This window comes from Pollutimonas sp. M17 (assembly GCF_025836975.1).
Lineage (GTDB): Bacteria > Pseudomonadota > Gammaproteobacteria > Burkholderiales > Burkholderiaceae_B.
Genome location: NZ_CP107548.1, coordinates 2,676,861 through 2,694,852, shown reverse-complemented (window position 1 = coordinate 2,694,852; position 17,992 = coordinate 2,676,861). Strand labels below are relative to the sequence as shown.

At 61.8% G+C, this 17,992-nt stretch carries 16 protein-coding genes; 13 read left to right on the top strand and 3 right to left on the bottom strand.

Annotated elements, in window-relative coordinates; translation table 11 throughout:
• Window positions 1–2: 2 nt before the first annotated feature.
• From OEG81_RS12685 to pssA, 11 genes are all read left to right on the top strand, one after another.
• Window positions 3–689, top strand: a complete 687-nt coding sequence (locus OEG81_RS12685) for a TetR/AcrR family transcriptional regulator (RefSeq protein WP_264129616.1) — start codon at window positions 3–5, stop codon at window positions 687–689.
• A gap of 349 nt (window positions 690–1,038) precedes the next feature.
• Window positions 1,039–2,760 carry an acetolactate synthase 3 catalytic subunit gene (locus tag OEG81_RS12680; protein WP_264129615.1) on the top strand — a complete coding sequence of 574 codons (1,722 nt, stop codon included), beginning with the start codon at window positions 1,039–1,041 and terminating at the stop codon, window positions 2,758–2,760.
• A gap of 10 nt (window positions 2,761–2,770) precedes the next feature.
• The gene (gene ilvN / locus OEG81_RS12675; RefSeq protein WP_264129614.1) at window positions 2,771–3,262 is read left to right on the top strand and encodes an acetolactate synthase small subunit; all 492 of its coding nucleotides are present in this window, start codon (window positions 2,771–2,773) and stop codon (window positions 3,260–3,262) included.
• Between the two features lie 55 nt (window positions 3,263–3,317).
• Window positions 3,318–4,385, top strand: coding sequence for a ketol-acid reductoisomerase (gene ilvC, locus OEG81_RS12670; protein WP_264129613.1), 1,068 nt, complete (start codon window positions 3,318–3,320; stop codon window positions 4,383–4,385).
• A gap of 226 nt (window positions 4,386–4,611) precedes the next feature.
• Window positions 4,612–6,915 (top strand): TonB-dependent hemoglobin/transferrin/lactoferrin family receptor, encoded by a 2,304-nt coding sequence (locus tag OEG81_RS12665; protein WP_264129612.1) that lies wholly within the window; start codon window positions 4,612–4,614, stop codon window positions 6,913–6,915.
• A 28-nt stretch (window positions 6,916–6,943) separates the two neighbouring features.
• Complete coding sequence (locus tag OEG81_RS12660) at window positions 6,944–7,990, top strand: hemin-degrading factor (RefSeq protein ID WP_264129611.1); 1,047 nt, start codon at window positions 6,944–6,946, stop codon at window positions 7,988–7,990.
• A 4-nt stretch (window positions 7,991–7,994) separates the two neighbouring features.
• A complete protein-coding gene (locus OEG81_RS12655; RefSeq protein ID WP_264129610.1) occupies window positions 7,995–8,819 on the top strand; it encodes a heme/hemin ABC transporter substrate-binding protein in 825 nt (274 codons plus the stop codon).
• A gap of 62 nt (window positions 8,820–8,881) precedes the next feature.
• The gene (locus OEG81_RS12650; protein ID WP_264132593.1) at window positions 8,882–9,847 is read left to right on the top strand and encodes a FecCD family ABC transporter permease; all 966 of its coding nucleotides are present in this window, start codon (window positions 8,882–8,884) and stop codon (window positions 9,845–9,847) included.
• Window positions 9,848–9,857: 10 nt separating this feature from the next.
• Complete coding sequence (locus OEG81_RS12645) at window positions 9,858–10,679, top strand: heme ABC transporter ATP-binding protein (protein WP_264129609.1); 822 nt, start codon at window positions 9,858–9,860, stop codon at window positions 10,677–10,679.
• Between the two features lie 56 nt (window positions 10,680–10,735).
• The gene (locus tag OEG81_RS12640; RefSeq protein ID WP_264129608.1) at window positions 10,736–11,410 is read left to right on the top strand and encodes a phosphatidylserine decarboxylase; all 675 of its coding nucleotides are present in this window, start codon (window positions 10,736–10,738) and stop codon (window positions 11,408–11,410) included.
• Between the two features lie 5 nt (window positions 11,411–11,415).
• Window positions 11,416–12,303, top strand: coding sequence for a CDP-diacylglycerol--serine O-phosphatidyltransferase (pssA, locus tag OEG81_RS12635; protein ID WP_264129607.1), 888 nt, complete (start codon window positions 11,416–11,418; stop codon window positions 12,301–12,303).
• 28 nt (window positions 12,304–12,331) lie between these two features.
• Here the strand turns inward: pssA and OEG81_RS12630 are convergent, their stop codons facing one another.
• Window positions 12,332–12,856, bottom strand: coding sequence for a hypothetical protein (locus OEG81_RS12630; RefSeq protein WP_412034065.1), 525 nt, complete (start codon window positions 12,854–12,856; stop codon window positions 12,332–12,334).
• Window positions 12,857–13,027: 171 nt separating this feature from the next.
• On the opposite strand from OEG81_RS12630, the gene rpsO reads away from it, so the two are divergent.
• The gene (rpsO, locus tag OEG81_RS12625) at window positions 13,028–13,297 is read left to right on the top strand and encodes a 30S ribosomal protein S15 (protein ID WP_073105838.1); all 270 of its coding nucleotides are present in this window, start codon (window positions 13,028–13,030) and stop codon (window positions 13,295–13,297) included.
• 91 nt (window positions 13,298–13,388) lie between these two features.
• Window positions 13,389–15,536 carry a polyribonucleotide nucleotidyltransferase gene (pnp, locus tag OEG81_RS12620; RefSeq protein ID WP_264129606.1) on the top strand — a complete coding sequence of 716 codons (2,148 nt, stop codon included), beginning with the start codon at window positions 13,389–13,391 and terminating at the stop codon, window positions 15,534–15,536.
• Between the two features lie 132 nt (window positions 15,537–15,668).
• Here the strand turns inward: pnp and OEG81_RS12615 are convergent, their stop codons facing one another.
• Window positions 15,669–16,991 (bottom strand): sulfite reductase subunit alpha, encoded by a 1,323-nt coding sequence (locus OEG81_RS12615; RefSeq protein ID WP_264129605.1) that lies wholly within the window; start codon window positions 16,989–16,991, stop codon window positions 15,669–15,671.
• Complete coding sequence (locus tag OEG81_RS12610; protein ID WP_264129604.1) at window positions 16,988–17,932, bottom strand: FAD:protein FMN transferase; 945 nt, start codon at window positions 17,930–17,932, stop codon at window positions 16,988–16,990. The genes OEG81_RS12615 and OEG81_RS12610 overlap by 4 nt, the downstream gene beginning before the upstream one ends.
• Between the last annotated feature and the right edge of the window lie 60 nt (window positions 17,933–17,992).

The following is a 17,992-nucleotide window of genomic DNA, read 5'->3' as shown; positions in this document are numbered from 1 at the left end:
CGATGATTGCTGATTTTGAGTCCTTCAAGATCGAGCTGAGCCTGTCCAAAGTCGAAATCTGCCGCGAGCTGTACCACCAGAACCGGGATCTCATCCGCATCAAGAAAGAGCATGTGGCGGTCAGGAACCTGGTTCGCATCATCAATTCGACCCTGCGGCTGGCCGGCACCAAGGGCTTTCACGCCATGTCGCTGCGCGACCTGTGCGCCGATTCGGGTTTCAGCATAGGCGGCCTGTATGCCTATATACGAAGCAAGGAAGACCTGCTCGGCCTTATCCAGGGCCATGGCTTCCTGCTGACCCGGCGCACCATGCTGGCCTATACGCAGGACATCGCGGCGCCACGCGACAAGTTGCTGGCTGCCGTGAAGGCGCACGTCTACCTCAGCGAGCTGATGCAGCCCTGGTTCTATTTTTCCTTCATGGAGACCAAGAGCCTGCCTGAAAAGCAGAAGAAGGAAGCCATCGCGATCGAGCTCGAAATCGAGAACATCCTTCACGGCATCATTCAGGAAGGCATCGAGGCCGGCGCGTTCCGGCAGATCAACGCGCGCCTGCTGGCTTCGCTGTGCAAGGCCATGATGCAGGATTGGTACCTGAAGCGGCGCAAATACAGCAACCAGGGGGTCAGCGCCACGCAATATGCCGAATTCATCGGCGCGCTGCTGGAAAGCCATCTGCTTCCCTGATTTGCCTATCCCCGCGTTACGCGCTACATTAGCGCGTTGATCCGCTCAATTATCCGGAGCGGGTCGCCAGAGGCACTGTTGCCCGGGCCATCCGCCCGGTTTTTTGCGCCTGTAATAATTTGCCGTTGGCCGCGCCACAAGCGTGTGTTGCCAGGGCTTCCGTTTCTACCTCCCGCGTTCTCAAGAACGTTTGTGCTGTGTTTCGATGAGTACGGGTCGGATCGGCAAGGTGTCTGGGTGGCATGGCTCCGTGAGCCATAAAGCGCCAGGTCATGTTGCTGCAACCGGTTCAAGCTTGGGCCTTCTGGGCCGGTCGGGATATCAGTGCTGGTTACGAAAGGAAAATAATATGGAACTCAATGGCGCCGACATCGTCGTGCAGTGCCTGGCCGAAGAAGGCGTAGACCATGTGTTTGGCTACCCCGGCGGCGCAGTGCTGTACATCTACGACGCAATCTACAAGCAAGACAATTTCAAGCATATTCTGGTGCGCCACGAACAGGCCGCCGTCCATGCGGCCGACGCCTATTCGCGCTCGTCCGACAAGGTGGGGGTTGCGCTGGTCACCAGCGGGCCGGGCCTGACCAATGCCGTCACGGGCATCGCCACCGCCTATATGGATTCCATCCCCATGGTGATCATCAGCGGGCAGGTGCCCAGCCATGCCATCGGGGAAGACGCCTTCCAGGAATGCGATACCGTGGGCATCACGCGGCCCTGCGTGAAGCATAATTTCCTGGTCCGCGACGTCAAGGACCTGGCGGAAACCATGCGCCGCGCTTTCTATATCGCCAAGACGGGCCGTCCCGGCCCCGTGCTGGTCGATATTCCCAAAGACATCACCGTCGCCAAGTGCAAGTACACCGCCAAGCGCGGCGAAGTCAAGATGCGCTCGTACGCGCCGGTCAACAAGGGCCACCTTGGGCAAATCAAGAAAGCGGTGCAGATGCTGCTTTCCGCCGAACGCCCCATGATCTATTCGGGTGGCGGCGTGGTCCTGTCCGACGCATCGACGGAACTGCGCCGGCTGGTCGAGCTGACCGGCGCGCCGTGCACCAACACCCTGATGGGCCTGGGCGCGTTTCCCGCCAGCGACGACAAGTTCGTGGGCATGCCCGGCATGCATGGCACTTACGAAGCCAACATGTCGATGCAGCATTGCGATGTGCTCATCGCCGTGGGCGCGCGCTTCGACGACCGGGTCATCGGCAACACCCGGCATTTCGCCCAGAATCCCCGCAAGATCATCCATATCGACATCGACCCGTCGTCGATTTCCAAGCGCGTGCGCGTCGACGTGCCCATAGTGGGCAACGTGAAGGACGTGCTGCAGGAAATGAACGCGGTCTATGCGCAGGCCGCGACCGAGGCCCCGTCCAACAAGGCGGCCCTGGCCAAGTGGTGGGAGCAGATCAACGCCTGGCGCGGCAAGCAGTGCCTGGTCTATGAAAACTCCGACACCGTCATCAAGCCGCAATTCGTGGTCGAGAAGCTGTGGGAAGTCACCGGCGGCAATGCCTTTGTGACTTCGGACGTCGGCCAGCACCAGATGTGGGCCGCGCAATACTACCGCTTCGACGAACCGCGCCGCTGGATCAATTCCGGCGGCCTGGGCACCATGGGCGTGGGCCTTCCCTATGCGATGGGCGTACAGATGGCCAACCCGGACAGCCAGATCGCCGTCATCACGGGCGAAGCCTCCATCCAGATGAACATCCAGGAGCTCTCCACCTGCAGCCAGTACCGGTTGACCCCCAAGGTGCTGTGCCTGAACAACCGCTACCTGGGCATGGTGCGGCAATGGCAGCAAATCGATTATGGTTCGCGCTACTCCGAATCCTATGTCGATGCCTTGCCCGATTTCGTCAAGCTGGTCGAAAGCTACGGCCACATCGGCATGCGCATCGAGAAGCCGGCCGACGTCGAGCCGGCCATACGCGAGGCGTTCATCAAGCACAAGGACAGGCTGGTGTTCATGGACTTCATCACCGACCAGACTGAAAACGTATGGCCCATGGTGAAGGCCGGCCGCGGCCTGACCGAAATGCTGCTCGGTTCCGAAGACCTGTAAGGAGAGAAAAATGAAACATGTGATTTCTATCCTTCTGGAAAACGAACCCGGCGCGCTGTCCCGCGTGGTCGGCCTGTTCTCGGCGCGCGGCTACAACATCGAAACGCTGACCGTGGCGCCCACCGAAGACACCACGCTGTCCCGCATGACCATTGTGACCAACGGCTCGGATGAAGTGGTCGAGCAAATCACCAAGCATCTGAATCGGCTGGTCGACGTGGTCAAGGTGGTGGATCTGTCCGAAGGGCCGCACATCGAGCGCGAGCTGATGCTGATCAAGGTCAGGGCCGTGGGCAAGGAGCGCGACGAAATGAAGCGCATGGCCGATATCTTTCGCGGCCGCATCATCGACGTCACCGACAAGGTCTACACCATCGAGCTCACCGGCGACCAGGACAAGATCGAAGCCTTCATCGGCGCGCTCGATCGCAGCGCCATCCTGGAAACGGTGCGCACCGGCGTGTCGGGCATAGGCCGTGGAGAACGTGTCCTGAAGCTTTAATTTATTATTACCGGCCAGGCGGCAGCATGCCGGCCAATGTTCAACCTTGCGCCGGATGCGGCATCCGGCAAAAATCAAAATACCAAACGGTTATTGGAGCACCCTAATGAAAGTTTTTTACGACAAAGATTGCGACCTTTCCCTGATCAAAGGCAAAACGGTTGCCATCATCGGCTACGGCTCGCAAGGCCATGCACACGCGCTCAACCTGCATGAGTCGGGCGTCAATGTGATCGTCGGCCTGCGCAAGGGCGGCGCCTCCTGGAGCAAGGCCGCCAATGCCGGCCTGAACGTTCAGGAAGTCGCCGACGCGGTCAAGGGCGCAGACCTGGTCATGATTCTGCTGCCCGACGAGAACATCGCCGAGGTCTATCGCAATCAGGTTGCCGGCAACATCAAGGCGGGCGCGGCTCTTGCGTTCGCGCATGGTTTCAACGTGCACTACGGCCAGGTCCAGCCGCGCGCCGACATCGACGTCATCATGGTCGCGCCCAAGGCGCCCGGCCACACGGTGCGTGGCACCTACAGCCAGGGCGGCGGCGTGCCTTCGCTGGTGGCCGTGCATCAGGACACGTCCGGCGCCGCGCGTGATATCGCCCTGTCGTACGCTTGCGCCATCGGCAGCGGCCGCGCCGGCATCATCGAGACCAATTTCCGCGAAGAAACCGAAACCGACTTGTTCGGCGAACAGGCCGTGCTGTGCGGCGGCACCGTCGAACTGATCAAGGCCGGTTTCGAAACCCTGGTGGAAGCGGGCTATGCGCCTGAAATGGCTTACTTCGAGTGCCTGCACGAACTGAAGCTCATCGTGGACCTGATCTACGAAGGCGGCATCGCCAACATGAACTACTCCATTTCCAACAATGCCGAATATGGTGAGTACGTCACCGGTCCGCGCATCGTCACCGAGGAAACGAAGAAAGCCATGCGCCAGTGCCTGGCCGACATCCAGACCGGCGAATACGCCAAGAACTTCATCCTGGAAAACGCCGCCGGCGCGCCCACGCTGACGTCGCGCCGCCGCATCAACGCCGAATCGGAAATCGAACAGGTCGGCGGCAAGCTGCGCGCCATGATGCCCTGGATCGCGGCCAACAAGCTGGTCGACCAGACCAAGAACTGATCTTCACAAGATCGGCCTTCAATCACGCCCGTCGTGCTTGAAGGCCTTGCTGCATTGAATGGTGCAATCGTCCATTGCACTGAAAGCCCGGCTTCGGCCGGGTTTTTTTTTGGTCCCGCGTCAACCCTCACAACGCGGATCCCCGTCTGTTCAACGGCGGGTCTGTCTATTTCCCGCTACCAAACGTTCGTTTTGTGTCAATTTGATATTGCTAACGCAAATAGAAATGGTTATCATTTGCGATCAATCTAAACTAACTTTTGGATCAACAAGAATCATGGGGAAATCTTTAGTCTGGTGGGGCGGGGTGTTCTTGGCGCTTTCTGTTGCGCAAGCGGGGGCTCAGGAAAACAAACAGGCGGATACGCGTGTGTCGGCGGCAGGCGATCAGTCAATACAAACACTGTCACCCTTGCGCGTCCAAGGCCAGCGACTGGAAGAGGAACTGCCAGAGGGCTCTGTTGTAATCACCCGCCAGCAATTGGATGATCGTGCGATCGAAAGCTGGGATGACTTTTCCAAACGCGGCGAACCCGGCGTCAATATCAATCCCCAGAACAACAGCGTCAATATCCGGGGTATGGATGGAGATCGGGTTGTGACCCGCGTGGACGGCATCAGGGTGCCATGGCTGGATGATGGAGCTCGCAGTGCGGAAGGCGGACTGAACACCGTTGCGTTCAATACCTTGTCGGCAATCGATGTGGTGCGCGGAGCCGGTGCCGTGCAGTCGGGCTCGCTCGTGGGCTATCTGGACCTGCGCACATTGTCGCCCCGCGACTTGCTGACGCCGGGCAAGGATTTCGGCGCCTTGCTCAAGACCGGCTACGATAGCGTGGATCAGAGCTTTGGCGGAGATGCGGCACTTGCCGGGCGTTTAGGGGATAGCACGCGTTGGCTGGTGCAGGCGGGCCATCGCAAGGGTCACGAGCGCGACAATAAAGGCGTGGTGGGAGGTTATGGTGCCCTGCGCGAGCTTCCCGATCCGATGGATTACACGCAGAACAACGCCTTGATCAAGCTGGAGCACGATCTTACGGCCGAGCAGATGATAAGCGTCAGTGGCGAACTGTTCCGCCGCGAATCCACTATCGATGACAGGCGCGAGCAGAATACGACCAACTACGCCATCGGCCAATATCACAGCAAGAAAAAACAAGATCGCGATCGTGTCGTGCTGGGCTACGATTATCAGTCGGTGCAGAACCGGTCATTGTTCAACTATGGCAGCGCCAAGCTCTACTGGCAGAAGATCAGCCTGGAGGACGGAATGAACGGCTTTCGCTCGGGCACATCGGCGAAAGGGCCTTACAGCCGCAACAATACGATCGAAGAATCGACGATAGGGCTGGTGACGTCATGGGGAGGCTATATCGATGGCGCATTGAGGCAGCACTGGTCTGCGGGCGGGGAATGGGCTGGCAACGATACAGAGCAGCTATCGCGCGGCTTCGATAGCTGCCCCGTAACGGGATGCCCGCATTTGCGTTCCAACCAGGCGGATATTCCGAAAGTAAAGGGAAACACATGGTCCTTGTGGGCGCAAGATGAGTTTTCCTGGGCTGATGGGAAATATGCGCTGACCCCCGCGCTGCGTTTTGATGCCTATGAGCAAAAACCGCAAGCCGGTGGGATGTACGACAGCAATCTTATCGGCATGCAAGCCTTGTCGAGCAATAGCGGAAAACGCCTGTCGCCCTCTCTGCTGGCGACATACAAGCCTAGGGAGAACCTCTCCTTCTATGCGAAGTATGGTTATGGCTTCAAGGCGCCCAATACCAGCCAGCTCTATCTGACCTTTGGCGGAAAGTCGCCCGGCGAATATGTCGTCCTGGGCAATCCCAATCTGAATCCTGAAATCAGCCGAGGCTGGGAACTGGGCATGGATGTGGGCGATACGGAGCGCGGCGCTCATATCAGCATCTACGATACGCATTACCGGGATTTCATCGACCGCCTCACATACACCAAGACCGCAGCCGGCCGCGATCCGCAATGGGATGCCAATGGATACGGCACTGTCTATCATTATGCCAATCGGTCCCGCGTGCGGATCTATGGCGCCGAAGCCCGCGCTCATTGGGCGTTCAACGACAGTTGGTATACCTGGGGCTCCGTGGCATGGGCCAGCGGGAAGGATCAGGATAGGGATACCTACCTGAACAGCATTGCGCCGTTGAAGGCCATTGTGGCGCTTGGCTACCGTACTGAACAGTGGGGTGCCGAGAGCATCGTGACGGTGGCTGAACGCCGCAGCAAGGTCGAGAATCCGGAGTCGACGGCAACCCAGAAGACGCCGGACTTCAAGGCGCCCGGCTATGGTTTGCTTGACTTCACGGCTTGGTGGAAGCCTCAAGCCGTCAAGGGCCTGCGTGTACAAGCGGGCGTTTACAACGTTTTTGACAAGAAGTACTGGAATGCCCTGGATGTGCCGACACCGTCAGCCAGCGCGACGGGCTACGCATACCCCATCGACAGCTACACCCAGCCGGGCCGCAGCGTTCGGGTAAGCCTTACTTACCAGTATTGATGAACTACAAGCAAGGAACACAGCAGTCATGACTCTGGCAATTGAAGAGATCTCCAAATCCCTGCGCGAGCGCTATGCTCGACTGAAGGATGAAAATCCGAAGGCGCGCATACGGAATCTGGCGCAGAAAATGTCGGTTTCCGAGGTGGAACTGGTGGCCGCGAACTGCGGCGATATCCGGTCCACGCCGCTGCGCGGACCGGCCCAGGATATCTTCAAGGAACTGGGCAGCCTGGGCCGCGTCATGGCGCTGACGCGCAACGAATGGTGCGTGCATGAGCGCCACGGCCGGTACGAAGAGATACGTGCGGGCAAGACGATGGGAATAGTCCTGGGTCCCGACATCGACTTGCGCATGTTCTTCGGCGACTGGAAGACCACCTGGGCCGTGAATGACGGCGGTCGCCTCAGCATCCAGTTCTTCGATGGAGCGGGGGCGGCCATTCACAAGGTCTATGTCACCGACGAAAGCGATACGGCGGCGTATCAAGCCCTGGTGGAAAAGTACGCGGAAGGGGCTGAGCCGTGGCCTGCGGTTCAAGAGGCCGCCGCGCCGGAAGACTCGGCGGTGACCCAGGCGACGCCGGCGCTGCGCAGCGACTGGTTGTCCATGAAGGATACCCATGAATTCCACAGCCTGCTGCAAAAGCACAAGGTAGCGCGCCTGACCGCCTTACGGGCGGTGGGTGCGGACCTGGCTCAGGAAGTCTCCAACGACCTGGCCGAGCGCATGCTGCGGGATGTCGCCGAACGCGATATCCCGTTCATGTGTTTCGTGGGCAATCGCGGGATGATCCAGATTCACTCGGGGCCGGTGAAGAAGCTGATGCGCATGGGACCCTGGTTCAATGTCCTCGAGCCCCATTTCAATCTGCATCTGGACACGACAGCCATCGTATCCACCTGGGTCGTCAACAAACCGTCGAAAGACGGCTGGGTGACCTCCCTGGAATGCTTTGCGGAGAACGGCGACATGATTGTGCAGTTCTTCGGGGCGCGCAAGCCGGGCGTTCCGGAACTTGCCAGTTGGCGTGAATTGCTGGTGGGGTATTGTCCGCTGCCATTGGCGGCCTAAGGGCATGCGCGCGTGTCTTGCGGCCTTGTGCCTATCGCTGAGCCTGGGTCTGGGCCAGCAGGCCCAGGCCCAGCCGGAACGGGTTGTGGTGCTGGGCGGCAGCGTAACCGAAATCGTCTACGACCTGGGCCAGGAAGGGCGGCTGGTGGCCGGCGATCAGTCCAGCATACATCCGCCCGCGGCCTTGAAGCTGCCACGCGTGGGGTATTACCGCAGCGTTCCGATCGAAGGCGTGATCGCCATGCGCCCCGATCTGGTGCTGGCATCCGAGAATGCGGGGCCGCAAAAAACGTTGCAGCGCCTGAGCCAGTTGGGCATCGAGGTGGATGTCGTGTCGGATGCTCCCTCCATCGAGTCGCTGTACAAGCGCATCGAACAGATCGCCGGCCGCTTGCGCGTGCCCGGGGAAGGCGAGAAACTGATCGCCCAGGTGCGTGCGGAGGTTCAGGCGGCTCAGGCTCAAGCCGCTCCATCGCGCCGGGCCTTGGTGTTGCTGAATCGCACTGGCCCGTTGATGGCGGCTGGGAGCGGCACGGCGGCGGATGCCGTCCTGACCCTTGCGGGCCTGAAGAACGTCCTTGAATCTCAGCAAGGCTACAAGCCCATCTCGGCCGAAGGCCTGGCCGCTTTGAGTCCCGAGCTGATCGTCATCTCCAGGGCTTCCCTGGATGCAAGCGGCGGCATGGAAAAGTTCAGGTCCGGCGCCGGCATCGCTTCGACGCCCGCCGCCCGTGAAGGCCGTGTCCTGGCGATGGACGATCTGCTGATCCTTGGTCTGGGCCCCCGTGTGGGCCAGGCCATACATGAACTGAAGGAAGCGGCGAAATAGCCGCAGCCGCCATGCGTTTGCTATCCGATTCGGGAAAACTGGCTCCGCAGCCCGTACTGGCCATGCTGGCCTGCTGCCTGGCGTTGGCGGCGCTGGTCGCCAGCGCCGGCGGCGCGGTATCCATTCCCTGGTCCAGCCTGCCGCGCCTGCTGTGGGGCGATATCGTTCCCGCCGAAGCGCTCATGCATAATGTGCTGGTGCAGATCCGTCTGCCCCGGGTGCTGTTCAGCTCGGTGGCGGGGGCTGCCCTTGCCGCGGCCGGCGTGACCATGCAGGCCTTGTTTCGCAATCCGCTTGCCGAACCCGGCCTGGTGGGCATCACGATGGGCGCGGCGCTGGGTGCTGTCTCTGCCATCGTCATGACTTCGGGCGGCTTTTTCATCATTGCGGCGGCGGCCTTCCTGGGCAGCCTGGCCGCCACATTCCTTGCTTATTCCGTAGGCAGCGGCTACCAGGGCTCGGCGGGACTGCTGCTGGCCGGCATCGCCATCAATACCATGGCGGCCAGCGGGATCGGCATACTCACCTATCTGGCCAGCGATGTCCAGCTTCGCGACCTGACCTTCTGGAGCCTGGGCAGCCTGGCGGCGGCCGACTGGCGCACCTTGATGTGGCTGGGGCCCTGGACGATGGCGCTGCTGGTTTACCTATGCCGCCAGTGGAGGGTGCTGAACGCCTTGCTGCTGGGCGACCGCGAGGCGGCCCACTTGGGCTTCGCGCTCTCCGCCGTGCGGCGGCGCCTGATCTGCGTCATCGCCTTGATCGTGGGACCGCTGGTAGCCGTCACCGGAGGCATAGGCTTCATCGGCCTGGTGGTTCCGCATGTCGTGCGCATGCTGCTGGGCGCCCATCACCGCTATTTGATGCCGGCCTCCGTCGTCGCCGGAGCACTGGTCCTCACCCTGGCGGACTGGATGTCGCGGATCATGGTCAGTCCGGCGGAGCTGCCCATAGGCCTGGTAACCAGCCTGGTCGGCGGCCCATTCTTCTTCTGGATGCTGCTGCGCGGGCGCGGCAAGCCCATCTGAAGGAGGTCGGATGACTCGAATGCAGGAAGATTTCGGCGCAGTCGATGTCAAGGTGGCGCGCCGCCATCGCATGGTCCTGGATGGCGCTTCGCTGCGCTTTCAGCCGGGCGAAGTCGTCAGTCTTCTGGGGGCCAACGGCGCCGGCAAGTCGACCTTCCTGTCGGTGCTTGCCGGCGAACTCAAGCCCGAAGACGGCTTGCATCCGGAGGGCGCGGCAAGCCTCAATGGCATATCGTTATCGGACATGAGCCTGGCCAGGCAGGCCCTTTCGCGCGCCGTGCTGCCGCAGAAGCCGGGCCTGAGCTTTGATCTGGATGTGTCCGAAGTGGTGGCCATGGGAGCATACCCATTCAAGGGACTGTCCGCGCATGATTTGCGGGCATTGTCGCGCGCGGCGCTGGAGCGGGCCGACACCGCGCATCTGGCGGGCCGCCGCTATCTGGAGCTGTCCGGCGGCGAGCAGCAAAGGGTGCAGTTCGCACGCGTATTGGTGCAGGTGCTGGCCGAAAGGCGGGCCGATCCCCAAGGACGCTATATGTTGCTGGATGAGCCCACGGCCAGCCTTGATCCGCTGCACCAGCAGGCCTTGCTGAAGACCTTGAACGAGCTGGCGCAAACCGAGCGGATAGGAATAATGCTGGTGCTGCATGACGTGAACCTTGCCGCCTTGTGGAGCGATCGTATTGCCCTGCTGTCGCAGGGCAGGGTATTTGCCTGCGGCAAGCCTATGGAGGTCTTGACTCGTGAGAATCTGCGCAAGGTCTACGGGGTCGAAGTCCACGTCATGGAGCATCCCCGGCAACCCTTGAAGCCCTTGGTGGTTTTCGGCTAGAACAGCGCCGCAAAAATGCAAAAACAGCCTTTATTTCGGTTATTCTTCGTCTTACGATGAATAAACCTCCTTACCCCCATCCCATTATCGCGCGCGAAGGCTGGCCTTTCCTGGCCGGCATCGTGCTGGTGTCGATTCTTGTCAGCTTCTGGTCGGGCGTCGCGTCGATCCCCTTCTGGCTGCTCTCGATTTTTGTCCTGCAGTTTTTTCGCGACCCCGCGAGGGTCGCGCCGGAAGGCGAGTTCAACGTCCTGTCGCCCGCCGACGGCAGGGTGGTCGCCGTGGAAGAGGTGCGCGATGCCTATGCGGATCGCGACGCGCTGAAAATCAGCGTATTCATGAACGTCTTCAACGTTCACTCCAACCGCTCTCCGGTCGACGGAACGGTCCAGGCGGTCAATTACTTCGCAGGACAATTCTTCAACGCGGCGCTCGACAAGGCTTCGCTGGAAAACGAGCGCAACGCGACGGTGCTGCATACGCCCCATGGCCACGTGGTCACCGCCGTTCAAGTGGCCGGGCTAGTGGCCAAGCGTATACTTTGCTATACGAAACCGGGCGAGCGGCTTTATGCAGGCCAGCGCTACGGCTTCATCCGTTTCGGGTCGCGAGTCGATGTATACCTGCCTCTGGGCGCGCGTCCGCGCGTGGCCATAGGCGACAAGGTCCAGGCCACCAGCACGGTCCTGGCCGAGCTACCCGATAGCGCCACCGCCGCCTCAAGCGAGTAACAGCCATGCCAAATTCCGACGAATCCCATCGACGGCGCAGCATCTACCTGCTGCCAAACGCATTCACCACCGCCAATCTGTTTTCAGGCTTCTATGCCGTCGTGCAGGCAATGAACGGGCGTTTCGACGTCGCAGCCATCGCCATTTTCGTGGCCATGATCTTCGACGGCATGGACGGGCGGGTCGCCCGCCTGACCAACACCCAGTCGGCGTTCGGCGAGCAATACGATTCACTGTCCGACATGGCCTCGTTCGGCATCGCGCCGGCGCTGGTCATGTACGAATGGACCTTGCAGGGACTGGGCCGTTGGGGCTGGCTGGCCGCCTTCATCTATGTGGTGGGCGCGGCATTGCGCCTGGCGCGTTTCAACACCAACATCGGCGTGGTCGACAAGCGTTTCTTCCAGGGCCTGCCCAGCCCGGCCGCGGCGGCCCTGGTGGCCGGCTTCGTCTGGCTGGCGGTCGACAACAAGCTGCTGCTGGAAAGCCACACGATCGCCTGGGTGGCCTTCGTGTTCACCGTGTACGCGGGCATCGCCATGGTCACCAATGCGCCGTTCTACAGCGGAAAAACCTTCGCCCTGGGGCGCAGCGTGCCGTTCTGGGTCATTTTGCTGGTCGTCGCCGGATTCGTGTTCGTCTCCAGCGATCCGCCCATCGTGCTGTTCGGCCTGTTCGTGGTTTATGGCCTGTCGGGCTGGTTCATCATGCTGTGGCGCTGGCGCCGTGCCCGCCAGCTGAACCGCATGCGGCATGAGGGCGTCAGCGGCACGACCGACGACGCCGCGGCCGCTGCGGAGCACTCGTTCAGCGCCACCCACACCTTCCAGTCTCCCGAGCTGGGCGGGCAAACCGACAGGCACGATTCGCCGCCGAACAAGCCCGATCAGTAAGCGGGCCTACCGGCCTTGCCGTTCCGCGTCAAAAAAACCAATCGCTGTCGCGGTCGTACATGGGGTCGGGGCCCGGATGGAAGCGGGTGACCTTTTCCCCGTCCGAGCCAAAGTACACATGCATAAGCGAATTCCAGGCGCCGGCTTGCCGATAGCGGTAGCTCCAGACGATTTGCGTGGATGAGGGCAGCCCCACCGTGCTGATTTCGGCGGGCGGTCCGAACTCGCAGCGTACCCGCTCGGGCGTCCAGGTGCCCGAAGACAGCAGGCTGAAGTGCTTGTCGGTCAGCAAGGGCTCGATGCTGTCGGTATTGCCCGCGCTGTCGACGTTGGTTCCCCAGGCATATTGCCCATAGGGCTGCTGGCTCCAGATGAAACGCTGGCCGCCGCCTTCGGCGGGGCAGGAAAAGCCGGGCCGCCCATATTCGGCTTCGACCTGGGCCAGGGGCGTTCCGGGCGGCGTGTTGGCCATGTTCGCGCACGCTGCCAGAAAAACAAGTCCGGTGGCGGCGCCGATCAGCTTTGCGTAATGTACTGCGGTGACGGTATTCATGGCGGTAGGCCTTTTTCCGGTATAATGCTGACTTCTTTGGGCCGCGCATCGACGCGCATCTTGCCAAAAGCTTGAATTTGCGCCCAAAGCAAATGCTTTATTCGATTGTAATTTGTTAATCACTGCACGTCAGGGCACCTCGGCCCTGACGCTTGTTAAAGAGGCTGAATAATGTCTGTTGCTGACATCAAAAAATCCGACATCGTTGCACAATACCAACGTGCGCAAGGCGATACCGGCTCCCCCGAAGTCCAGGTGGCGTTGCTTACGGCACGCATCAATGAGCTTACCGGTCACTTCAAGGCGCACATGAAAGACCACCACTCGCGTCGTGGCCTGCTGCGCATGGTGAGCCGTCGCCGCAAACTGCTCGATTACCTGAAGGGCCGCAATCCCGATTCGTACCGCTCGCTCATCGAAAAGCTCGGTCTGCGTAAGTGATACCCGGGGCTGGCTCCCCACGATGCAACCGTGCACACTGCGACCAGAATCGCGGTGTACACGGTTTTTTTTATTGTAAGGATATTCCGTAATGTTTAATAAAGTGAGCAAGTCGTTTCAGTACGGTCAGCACACGGTGGTCCTGGAAACCGGCGAGATTGCTCGCCAGGCCTCCGGCGCCGTACTGGTTTCGATCGACGATACCGTTGTCCTGGCGACCGTCGTCGGGGCCAAGACCGCCAAGCCCGGCCAGGATTTCTTCCCGCTGACCGTCGATTACGTAGAAAAAACCTATGCCGCCGGCCGCATTCCCGGCGGCTTCTTCAAGCGCGAAGGCCGTCCTTCGGAAAAGGAAATCCTGACCTCGCGCCTGATCGATCGCCCATTGCGTCCTTTGTTCCCGGAAGGCTTCTACAACGAAGTCCAGGTCATCCTGCATACGGTTTCGGTCAATCCTGAAATCGATCCCGATATCGCCGCCATGATCGGCGCTTCGGCCGCGCTGGCCATCTCGGGCATCCCCTTCGACGGCCCCATCGGCGCCGCGCGGGTGGGCTACATCGACGGCCAGTATGTGCTTAACCCCACCTCCAGCCAGATCAAGGCCTCGCAGATGGACCTGGTCGTCGCCGGCACCGAAGCCGCCGTGCTGATGGTCGAATCCGAAGCCCAGAACCTGTCCGAAGAGGTCATGCTGGGTGGTGTCGTGTTCGGCCACGAGCAGATGCAGGCCGCCATCAACGCCATCCACGATCTGGTCGCCGAAGCCGGCAAGCCCGAATGGGACTGGCAGCCCGCAGCCAAGAACGAAGCGCTGGCAACCGCCGTGGCGTCCGCCGCCCAGGAAAGCCTGCAGGCCGCCTATCAGATCCGTGAAAAGCAGGCCCGCACCGCCAAGCTGCGCGAAGCCTATGCCAGCGTCAAGGAAAAGCTGGCCGAGCATGCCGCCGCCAAGGGCGAGGCCGCTCCTGACAGCGTCGAAGTCGAAAACATGCTGTTCGACCTGGAAGCCAAGATCGTCCGCGGCCAGATCCTGAATGGCGAACCCCGCATCGACGGCCGCGACACGCGCACCGTGCGCCCCATCAGCGTCAGCCTGGGCGTATTGCCCCGCGCTCACGGCAGCGCCCTGTTCACGCGCGGCGAAACCCAGGCCCTGGTCGTGGCCACCCTGGGCACCAAGCAGGACGAGCAGATCATCGACTCCATCATGGGCGAGCATCGCGACCGCTTCATGCTGCATTACAACTTCCCGCCGTTCGCCACCGGTGAAACCGGCCGCTTCGGTTCGCCCAAGCGCCGTGAAATCGGCCACGGCCGCCTTGCCAAGCGCGCACTGATTTCGTCCCTGCCCGAAGCGCAGGACTTCCAGTACACCATACGCGTCGTGTCGGAAATCACCGAATCCAACGGTTCGTCCTCCATGGCATCCGTGTGCGGCGGCTCGCTGGCCATGATGGACGCCGGCGTGCCCGTCAAGGATCACGTGGCCGGTGTCGCCATGGGCCTGATCAAGGACGGCGGCAAGTTCGCGGTCCTTACCGACATCCTGGGCGACGAAGATCACCTGGGCGACATGGACTTCAAGGTGGCCGGCACCGTGCAGGGCATCACCGCCTTGCAAATGGATATCAAGATCCAGGGCATCACCAAGGAAATCATGCAGGTCGCCCTGGCTCAGGCCAAGGAAGGCCGCTTGCACATCCTGGGCAAGATGAAGGAAGCCATCGAGGGTTCGCGCACTGAACTGTCCGAGTTCGCGCCGCGCATGCTCAGCGTCAAGATCAATCCCGAGAAGATCCGCGACGTCATCGGCAAGGGTGGCGCCACCATCCGTGCGCTGACCGAGGAAACCGGCACGCAGATCGACATCGGCGACGACGGCACCATCACCATTTCCAGCGCCGACCTGGACAAGGCCCGCGAAGCCGAGCGCCGCATCAAGGAATTGACGGCCGACGTGGAAGTGGGCCAGGAGTACGAAGGCCCCGTGCTGCGCCTGCTGGATTTCGGCGCCATCGTCCAGGTCTTGCCCGGCCGCGACGGCTTGCTGCATATTTCCGAGATCGCCAACTACCGCATCGCCAACATCAACGACGTGTTGAAGGTGGGTCAGATGGTTCGCATCAAGGTCATCGAAGCCGACGACAAGGGCCGTTTGCGCTTGTCCATGAAGGCCATCGGCGGCATCGAAGCCCAGGGCGGCCCGCAAGCGCCCGTGGCACAGCCCGAGGCATAACAGCAAGGCTGGAAGGCGGCCCCGGCGGCCGCTTTTACGGGCTCCGAGTGCTTTCGAGCATCCGGGCCAAGACAAAGCAGTACCGAAAACGCCCCCGCCCGGGGGCGTTTTCAATGCCTGATCCGTCGGATTTCAGTATACGTCCCGCCGATAGCCCTGCCGTTCGAGCAGGCCGGCATAAGCCTGCTGGCCGAGTATTTCCTTCAGGGCTCCGTCCACATCGCCTGCCATGCCGTTCTTGCTGCCGCACACATAGATGAGCGCGCCCCGCGCCACCCATTCCCTGATGGCCGTCTGGGCCTCCGCCAGGATATGATGAACGTAGCGTCTGGACGCCTGGTCGCGGGAAAAAGCCAGGTCCAGACGGGCCAGCCGTTCTTGCGCCAGCCAGGCTTCCAGCTCATCCTCATAGTGGAAATCGCAAGCGCGTTGCCGCTCGCCGAATATCAGCCAGTTTTCATGATGGCCCTGTTCAAGGCGGAACTTCAGCAAGCTGCGCAGGCCCGCGATGCCGGTGCCGTTGCCGATCAGAATGGCGGGCAAGGCTCGGGCGGGGGCATGGAACGAGGCATTCTCACGTATGTGCACCTGTGCGATCCCGCCAGGCTCGAGTTCTTCCGTCAGCCAGCGGCTGCCTATGCCGATGCGGCCATCGGCGTCGCGGCGCTGCCGCAGCAGCAGCTTCAGGCTGCCCTCGGCGGGGATGGAGGCGATCGAATATTCCCTGTGCAGGCCGTATGGGCCGATGGCAACTTCGGCGATGTCGCCGGCCTGCCAGACCGGCGGGACTCCGCCTGCGGGCACGAAGCTCAGTTCGTAGCACGCGCCGCCCATGCTGCCGGGGTTGATATGCCGCCGTGCGGCCAGTCGCCAATCCGCATAGTGCCTCTCCACGTCTGACACCGTCTGGAAGTGCCGATCCAGGGAGTCGCTCCAGGAACGCAAGGCGGCCGGATCGCATTTGTCCGCCAGTACCGGCCGGAAGAGCAGGGTGGCGCCGCGCCGCTCGAGCCAGCTTCCCAATGCCTGGCCAAAGCCGCAATAATGGCGGTAGCCGCTGTCCCCCAGGGCCAGCACCGCCGTCTCGAGGTGGTCCAGGCGGAGCGCGTCGGACGCGCAGGCCTGCCGGTAGAAACTCTGAGCGGGATCAGGCGGATCTCCTTCCCCGTAGGTGCTGACCACGAACACCACGCAGCCATAGTCGAGCAGCTGGCGAGGGCTGAGCTGCGACATGGGCAACAGGGCGGCGCGTTCCCGGCCCAGGGCAGCCACCGTGCGCTCGGCGATCTCCCTGGCCGTTCCGGTCTGGCTGGCATAGGCCACCACGATCCGACCTTCTTCCGGCCTCGGCCGAATGCGCGCGGATCGCGACTGCCTCACGGTTTTCCAAACCAGCCCGAGCCAGGCGCAGACCATGACGGCCGCAAGGAAGAGATTCAAGTTCGATGGATTCATGGCGTGTTCGCATTGCCGCCGGCCAGGGCTTCGAACTCGCCGGTCCATTCCAGGGCCAGGTCGCCGGCATCGCGATGCATGAACAGTGCGGGGATGCCGCGGCGGCGGGCATATTCCGGGCCCTGCACCGGGCCCATGCTGAACAGCGCCGTGGCAAGCGCATCAGCCGCCATGCATTGCGGATCCAGGACGCTGACGGAAGCCAGACGATGCGTCACCGGATGCCCCGTTGCCGGATCCAGCGTATGGGCGTAGCGCTTGCCGCCGTGATCGAAGTAGCGGCGATAGTCGCCCGACGTGGCGATAGAGCCGTCAACGAGAGAGATTGGCAGGCCAGGCGGCCTGGGCGCCGATTCGGAAAGATCGGCGGGTTCGGGAACTTCAATGGACACACTCCACGGCATGTGCTCTTCATTGCTTCCCCGGGCTTTCAATTCGCCTCCGACTTCGACCAGGTAATGTTCGATCCGGTGGCGGTCGAGCACGGCGGCGATCTGGTCCACGCCGTAGCCCTTGCCGATCGAGGACAGATCGAACTCCAGGCCGCCCGGCTGCCAGATGGCGCAGTGCGGCGCGTTCACTCCGGTGCGCCGCCAGCCTGCTTGCGCCATCGCGTCGGCCACATCGCCGGCGCCCGGTAGGATGTTGAGCGCGCCTGCGGGGCCGAAGCCCCATAGGCCGGCCAATTTTCCCAGTGTCGGGTCATAGGCGCCTTCGGTATCGCGCGCCAGCTCCAGGGCGTGGCTCAGCACGTGGAACAGTTCATCGGGCAGCCGGTACCAGCCACGTTCCGCCCGATTCAGAAGGCTGATGGCGCTATCGGGTTTCCAGGTGCTCATCTGTTCCGTAATGCGCCCAAGCACGGCCTGGATGACCGCCTCGAGCGTTTCCGGCGCGATGGCGTCCGGCTCGCACAGCTTGACGGTCCAGGTCGTGCCCATGGTAAGGCCGCTCAGCGTTCGATAAGGGCGGGTTGGAATCACTGTTCCGGGCTTTCGGAC